Source organism: uncultured Thiodictyon sp. (assembly GCF_903828115.1).
Classification (GTDB): domain Bacteria; phylum Pseudomonadota; class Gammaproteobacteria; order Chromatiales; family Chromatiaceae; genus Thiodictyon.
Genome location: NZ_CAIKKU010000096.1, coordinates 1 through 7,248 on the forward strand (window position 1 = coordinate 1; position 7,248 = coordinate 7,248).

Annotated in this window: 4 protein-coding genes; all 4 read left to right on the forward strand. The window is 67.1% G+C overall.

Annotated elements, in window-relative coordinates:
- The first annotated feature begins 704 nt into the window (after positions 1-704).
- The 4 genes from QZY48_RS03450 to QZY48_RS03465 all read left to right on the forward strand — a co-directional run bounded on the left by QZY48_RS03450 (position 705) and on the right by QZY48_RS03465 (position 7,135).
- Entirely contained in the window at positions 705-1,715 is a 1,011-nt protein-coding gene (locus QZY48_RS03450; RefSeq protein ID WP_295427762.1) for an RluA family pseudouridine synthase, read from the forward strand.
- Positions 1,712-2,380, forward strand: coding sequence for an HAD-IA family hydrolase (locus tag QZY48_RS03455; RefSeq protein WP_295427754.1), 669 nt, complete (start codon positions 1,712-1,714; stop codon positions 2,378-2,380). The genes QZY48_RS03450 and QZY48_RS03455 overlap by 4 nt, the downstream gene beginning before the upstream one ends.
- 437 nt (positions 2,381-2,817) lie before the next feature.
- Entirely contained in the window at positions 2,818-3,822 is a 1,005-nt protein-coding gene (locus tag QZY48_RS03460) for a S49 family peptidase (RefSeq protein ID WP_295427756.1), read from the forward strand.
- A gap of 412 nt (positions 3,823-4,234) precedes the next feature.
- The gene (locus QZY48_RS03465) at positions 4,235-7,135 is read left to right on the forward strand and encodes a DNA methyltransferase (RefSeq protein WP_295427759.1); all 2,901 of its coding nucleotides are present in this window, start codon (positions 4,235-4,237) and stop codon (positions 7,133-7,135) included.
- The last annotated feature ends 113 nt before the right edge of the window (positions 7,136-7,248 follow it).

Sequence of the window (7,248 nt, forward strand, 5' to 3'; positions counted from 1 at the left end):
CGCCGGTGGCCGGCCCCGGCGGCACGCGGGGGCCGTCAGCCGCCGCGGGGCCGGGTGCCGCCGCCGCAAGGGCGGCGGCGCGCGGCCGGGTCCGGTCTCTCACCGGCGGGCCGCGATGATCGCGGGCCGCACCGGGGTTAGGACATGCGCGTCCGATTTCTACGTGTTTAGGGTCGCGCCTCGAGGCGTGACCGCGTTTATTTGGGGCGCCCCCGGTCTGGGCGGCGTCCCGCCGTTAAAGCGGTGTCTGGGGTCGACCATGAGCGTGCTTTGCGCCGCGGGGCGCGCCGGGCGGTCTAGGGTGTAGAATCCACGTCGACCCGCGGACTGCACCGACACCGGCCCATTGGGAGCCGGCCTCTCGAACCGCCATCTTGAACCTTCTTAAACCTTGGCCCGCCGGGCTCGTCCGGCGACCGGCGCCGACGCGGCGCGCACGGGGCCTCAGGGCTGCGCGCACCGCTGACGAAAACGTTCTTGCGTCTTTCGCTCGCCAGCGCAAGCGCCGAATACTAACAGTGAATCCTTATGCCAGCAATGAAGCCGCGGGACCGGGTGCGAGTCCGTTGAACCCACGTCAGTCCCGTTTCTATCCCCGCTCGGGTCCCGGCTCGCGCAAAGAGCCGGATCCCCGCCCCGCCAAGGGCGCCGTTGCGCGTCGTCCGGCGCCGGTCAAGGCCCCGGTCGCCGCCGCCCCGCCGACCCTGCTCGAGCGTGTCCCCGCCGTGGTCGTGGTCTGTGTCGACCCGGAATCGGCGGGTCAGCGCATCGACAACTTCCTGCTGCGTCACTTGAAGGGTGTCCCGCGCAGCCACCTCTACCGGGTACTGCGCCGCGGCGAGGTCCGTGTCAACAAGGGCCGGATACAAGCCGACTACCGGCTCAAGACCGGCGACCTGGTGCGGATTCCGCCCCTGCGCACCCCCACGCCCGAGGCCCCGGTGCGGGCCCCGGACAGCCAATTGGAGCGCCTCGCCGCGGCCATCCTGTTCGAGGACGAGCGCCTGCTGGTCATCGACAAGCCCTCTGGGCTCGCCGTGCACGGCGGCAGCGGCCTGTCCTATGGGCTGATCGAGTCACTGCGGCAACTGCGCCCCGGGGCGGAACTGGAACTGGTGCATCGGCTGGACCGCGACACCTCCGGGTGTCTGGCGATCAGCAAGCGCCGCAGCACGCTGCGCGAACTGCACCGGCTGATCCGCGCCGGCGCCATGGACAAGCGCTATCTGGCCCTGATCCTGGGCGACTTGGCCGACGCCGAGGTGACGGTGGACGCCCCCCTGACCAAGAACCTCGACCAGGGCGGCGAGCGGGTGGTCAAGGTGGACCGCGTCGCCGGTAAGGAGGCGCGGACGCAGTTTCGCCGCCTGCGCCGGCTGCCGCTGGCCGGGGCCGACGGTGGCGCGGGGTGGGCGACGCTGGTGGAGGCGCGCCTGCTCACCGGGCGCACCCACCAGATCCGCGTCCATGCCGCCCACCTGGGGACGCCACTCGCGGGGGACCCCAAGTACGGCGACTTCGAGGCCAATCGCCGCCTCAAGGCCCTGGGGCTCGGCCGACTGTTCCTGCACGCCAGTGTGCTCGGCGTGCGCGCCGAGTACATGGACGCGCCGCTGCGGGTGGAGTCGCCGCTGCCGGCCGAGTTGGAACAGGTGCTGACGCGCCTGGCGGCGGGCGACCCCGGTGCGCAACCGGGCGGGGGCGGGCCGGGATGACCTTTTCACTCATCGTCTTCGACTGGGACGGCACCCTGATGGACTCGCAGGCACGTATCGTCGACTGCCTCCAGGCCGCCTTCGTCGAGGTCGGCCAACCCGTGCCCAGTCGGGAGGCCGCCGCCGACATCATCGGACTGGGGCTGGACGAGGCCATGGCGCGCCTGTGGCCCGCGGCCGCTGCGGCGCAGCGACAACTGGTCGCCGACCACTACCGGCGGCACTTCCTGGGCGGCAACACCACCCCCTCGGCACTCTTTGCGGGGGCCCGGGAGACCCTGGAGCAGTTGCGCGCCGCGGGCTATCTGCTCGCCGTGGCCACCGGCAAGAGCCGCCGCGGGCTCGACCTGTCCCTGGCGGAGACCGGGCTTGCCGGGCATTTTCAGGCCACCCGCTGTGCCGACGAGGGTTTTTCCAAGCCGCACCCCCAAATGTTGCTGGAGATCATGGACGAGCTGGGCGTTGCGCCCGCCCGCACCCTGATGATCGGCGACACCGAATACGACCTGCAGATGGCCGCGAATGCCGGTGCCGGCGCCCTGGCGGTCTGTTACGGGGTCCACGCACCCGAGCGGCTGCGCGCGTTGCACCCGCTGGCCTGTCTGGACTCGCTCGCCGCCATTCCGCAGTGGCTGCGGCAGACGGGTGGGGCTTGGGTTGCTTGAGCAGAACCCAAGGATACGGCGGCGCTCGGTCCGCATAGCGGACCCTACGATTGGTTGCGCCCCGTAGGGTCCGCTGCGCGGACCAGGAGCCCCGGATTGGCCGCGTCAGGCGGGCGGGGCCTGGCATCCTGTTCCATCTTTATGTTGCGTACCGACCCCAACGGGGTCGAACATACCAGCCCAGGGCAACGCCCTGGGATGACGTCGTTCACTCGGCTTAGCCCTGAAAGGGCGTGACATAACGGCGTCGATCCTTATGTCACGCCCCTTCAGGGCTAGGCTCCGTTATCTCACACTCATACCCAGGGCGTTGCCCTGGGCTGGTATGTCACGCCCCTTCGGGGCTGACGCGAAACGCAGAATAGGGTGGAACGCCCTGCCAGCTCGCTATATCAGGCGAAATCCGAGCCTTTCAGCCCTTCACCCGAGAAAGAATGATGAACTGGAAATTCTGGCAGCGCCGCACCGAGCCCATGCCCGCCCCCGGCGACCCGGACTGGGAGCGCGCCCTGATCAACCGCGTGGCCCTGGAATACCTGGGCGACCAGCGTCGCGGCCGGCGCTGGGGCAACATCTTCAAGCTCCTGATCCTGCTCTATCTCGTCGGCATCCTGGCGGTGGCCCTGTCGCGCAGTGCCTGGGAGGGGCTCAAGGCCGGCCAGGACCATACCGCGCTGGTCCAGGTGAAGGGGGTCATCTCAGCCGATAGCGAGGCGAGCGCCGACCGGGTGATCTCGGCCCTGCGCGACGCCTTCGAGGCACCGCGCGTCAAGGGCGTCATCCTGCGTATCAACAGCCCCGGCGGCAGCCCGGTCCAATCCGGCTATATCAATGACGAGGTCCGCCGGCTCAAGGAGAAATACAAAAAGGACAAGGGCCATGACCTGCCGGTCTATGCCGTGGCCGTGGACCTCTGCGCCTCCGGCGCCTATTACGTCGCGGTCGCCGCCGACAAGATTTACGCCGATAAGGCGAGCCTGGTGGGCTCCATCGGCGTGCGTATCGACGCCTTCGGCTTCGTCGAGGCCATGAAGGACTTAGGCGTCGAACGGCGCCTGCTGGCGTCCGGCGCCAACAAGGGCATCCTCGACCCCTTCTCACCACTCCCCGAGGCCCAGCGACAATTCATCCAGACGGTACTCGACCAACTGCACCAGCAATTCATCACCGCGGTCAAGACCGGCCGCGGCGACCGCCTCAAGGGCGGCGATGAACTCTTCAGCGGCCTCTTCTGGAACGGCGACCAGGCGCTCACCCTGGGCCTGGTGGACGGCCTGGGCAGTGCAAGCTTAGTCGCCCGCGAGGTGATCGGCGCCGAGACCCTGGTCAACTATACGAAGAAGAAGGACCTGTTCGAGAGCTTCGCCGACCGCTTGGGCGCCGGCGTCGCCAATGGCTTCCTCCAGGTTTTTACCATGCTCGGCGGCGGCACCCCGCGGTAAGCCCGCGGCGGCCCGGAGTCCAAGACTTTACCGTGAAAGTCCCCTGTGTAGCCAGGCCATCCTGGCCTGGCCAGGCTGGAACAGTCAGGGCTGGAAACCCTGACTACGCAGGCTCGCTCGCCAGCGATCGGCATGACTTTCATCTGCCGGGGTGGCGCGGGCGCCATGACCGTTAGCCTTGGCGGCGCTATGCCCGGCCGAATGGGTAGGAACCCCACGTGTGGGCCTTGATCGTCGTTGCGGCGGCGCCCGGCGTAGGGTACGCCGCGCGCACCTTGCGCAGGGACGCAATGGCGTCGCGGTGGCACGGGTGCGCGCGGCGCACCCTACGAGATCTCGGCCGGAACGAGGATCGAGGCCGACGCGAGGGATGTTCCGGCGCCGGATACGGCAACACAGGAGACAGGACCGAATGACACCCGACGAGTTCATCGCCGCTTGGAAGGACAACCCGCTGACCGAACGGGCCGGCGCCCAACAGTGGTTCAGCGACCTGTGCGACCTGCTCGATGTCCCCAAGCCCCGGGATGCCGACAACTACTGCTTCGAGCGCGGCGCCAGGAAATCCGGCGGCGGCGAGGGCTGGGCGGATGTCTGGAAGCGGGGGCATTTCGGCTGGGAAAACAAGAAGCCCGGCCGTGACCTGAACGGCGCGCTCAAGCAGCTCACGGACTATGCCCTGAATCTGGAGAGCCCGCCGCTGCTGGTCGTTGCCGACCGCGAACGGATCATCATCCATACCGCCTTTACCGGCTACCCCGACGAACCCCGCGAAATCCGCATCGATGACCTGGGCGACCCGGCGCAGCGCGAGATTCTGCGCTGGGTCTTCACCGATCCCGAGAAACTCAAGCCCACCAAGTCCTGCCAAGCCATCACCAAGGAGGCCGCGACCAAGTTCGCCAACCTCGCCGAAACCATGCGCAAGCGGGGCGAGGATTGGCAGCGCGTGGCCCATTTCCTGGTGCAGTGCCTGTTCTGTCTCTTCGCCGAGGACGAGCGGCTGCTGCCGGGCAACCTCTTCGCCGATCTGCTGAAGAATGCGCAAAGCGATACCGGGAAGGCCGCCAAGCGTCTGGGTACGCTGTTCCTGGCGATGCAAAGCCCGCATGGCGAATATGGCGACCATGACATCGCCTGGTTCAACGGCGGGCTCTTCAATACCATCGACATCCCCCCGCTGCTGCCGACAGACCTGGCTGAATTGCATTGCGCCGCGCGCGACATGGACTGGCGGGCGATCGACCCCACCATCTTCGGGACCCTGTTCGAGCGCGGACTCGACCCGGCTGCCCGCGCACCCCTGGGCGCCCACTACACCGATGTCGACACGATCGGCAAGCTGATCGATCCGGTGATCACCCAACCCCTGCTGCGGGAGTGGGAAACGGCCAAGGCCGTCATTGAGGCGGGGCAAGGCAAAAAGGGGCCAACGCGTAAGGCCCGCGATGCCTATCAAGGATTTCTGCTTAGACTCTATGAATTCCGGGTGCTGGACCCCGCGTGCGGGTCCGGGAACTTCCTCTACCTGGCCCTCAAGGCGCTGCGCGACCTGGAGAAGCGCGTCCAGGTGGAGGCCAGGGACCTTGGCATCCCGACCACCGATGAGTTCCTGCAGACCGGACCGCATAATATCCTGGGGCTGGAGATCAACGAATTCGCCGCCGAACTGGCGCGCGTCACGGTGTGGATCGGCGACATTCAATGGTGTCGGCGCAACGGCTACCAGCACAGCGAAAACCCCATCCTCAAGCCGCTCGACGCGATTGAGCATCGGGACGCCCTGATCAATCCGGACGGCACCGAGGCCGCATGGCCGACGGCCGATGTGATCGTGGGGAATCCGCCGTTTCTCGGTGATAAGAAAATGCTCGGCGGCTTGGGCACGGCGTATGTGACACGGCTGCGCAAGCGCTACGATGGCCGGGTACCGGGCGGCGCCGACCTGGTGACCTACTGGTTCGAGAAGGCGCGGGCGCAGATTGCCGCGGGCAAGACGCGCTGCGCGGGGCTGGTCGCCACCAACAGCATTCGCGGCGGGGCGAACCGCAAGGTCCTGGACCGCATCGTCGAGACCGGCGCCATCTTCAACGCCTGGTCGGATGAGCCTTGGGTCAATGAGGGGGCGGCGGTGCGGGTGTCGCTGGTGGCCTTTGCTGCGACTGCCGCCGAGCGACCCATTGTGCTTGACGGAAACCCCATCCCAGCCATCTACGCCGACCTATCAGGTTCAACCGCGGAGCACGAGAACGACCTAACTGGTGCGAGAGTGCTGTCCGAAAACCTGCGAGCGGCCATCCAGGGTCCGACAAAAGGTGGGGCCTTCGATATCCCTGGGGTAACGGCACGCGGCTGGCTCGTGCTGCCAAACATTCACGGAAAGCCGACTTCCGACGTCCTCAAGCCGTGGCTCAACGGGCTTGATGTAACGCGCCGACACCTGGATAACTGGATCATCGATTTCGCCGACATGGACGAGGCGGATGCCAGCCTTTACGAGGCACCCTTTGAGCACGTCCGCGTTTGCGTATTTCCGGCACGACAAGGGGTCGCCCGCGAGCGTCGGAAACGTTACTGGTGGCAATTCAATGAACCAGCCCCCGGTTTACGCGCTGCCTTATCCCTCGTCAGTCGGTATATCGCCACGCCAGAAGTCTCGAAGCACCGCGTTTTCGTCTGGCTCAACGCTGCGACGATTCCTGACAAGAATCTCGTGGCCATCGTGCGTGAGGACGACGCGACGTTTGGCGTGCTGCACTCCCGGCCGCATAGAGTCTGGGCTCTCAAGATGGGCACAAGCCTGGAAAATCGTCCGCGCTACACCTCATCAAGCACATTCCGAACCTTCCCCTTCCCCGATGGCCTGACCCCGGCAGACACCAAGGGGCCGACCGAGGCCCTGGCGTCGGGCGCGGTCCTGCCCACCGTGGCGGCCGACCGGCGCGCGGTTGCCGCCAGGATTGCCGAAGCCGCTTACAGCCTGAACGCGCGTCGCGAAAGCTGGTTGAATCCCAAGGAGTGGATTGAGCGGGTCCCCGAGGTGGTGCCCGGCTATCCGGACCGGATCATCCCCGCGCCTGGGCATGAGGCCGAGCTGAAGACGCGGACCCTCACCAACCTCTACAACAAACCGCCGGCCTGGCTCAACTACGCCCACCAGGCGCTCGATGCGGCAGTGGCGGCGGCCTACGAATGGACGGACTACACCGCGCAGTTGCCGGACGAGGAGATTCTTCGCCGGTTGCTGGCGCTGAACCTGCAACGGCCCATGCAGGCGAAGGCCAGGAAGGCCATCCGGCCCAAGGCGGACTGACCCCGCAAACCTCAGGTCGGGACCCGGTGGGAGGGGCTTCAGCCGCAGCCTCGATCATCGTTGCGGCCAGCAGCGCGTAAGGTCCGCACAGCGGACCCTACGGGATGGCGCCG

Excerpts from the sequence above, each read along its gene's own strand:
- QZY48_RS03455 (WP_295427754.1), top strand. The coding sequence starts at position 1,712 with ATGACCTTTTCACTCATCGTCTTCGACTGGGACGGCACCCTGATGGAC.
- QZY48_RS03460 (WP_295427756.1), top strand. The coding sequence starts at position 2,818 with ATGAACTGGAAATTCTGGCAGCGCCGCACCGAGCCCATGCCCGCCCCC.
- QZY48_RS03465 (WP_295427759.1), top strand. The coding sequence starts at position 4,235 with ATGACACCCGACGAGTTCATCGCCGCTTGGAAGGACAACCCGCTGACC.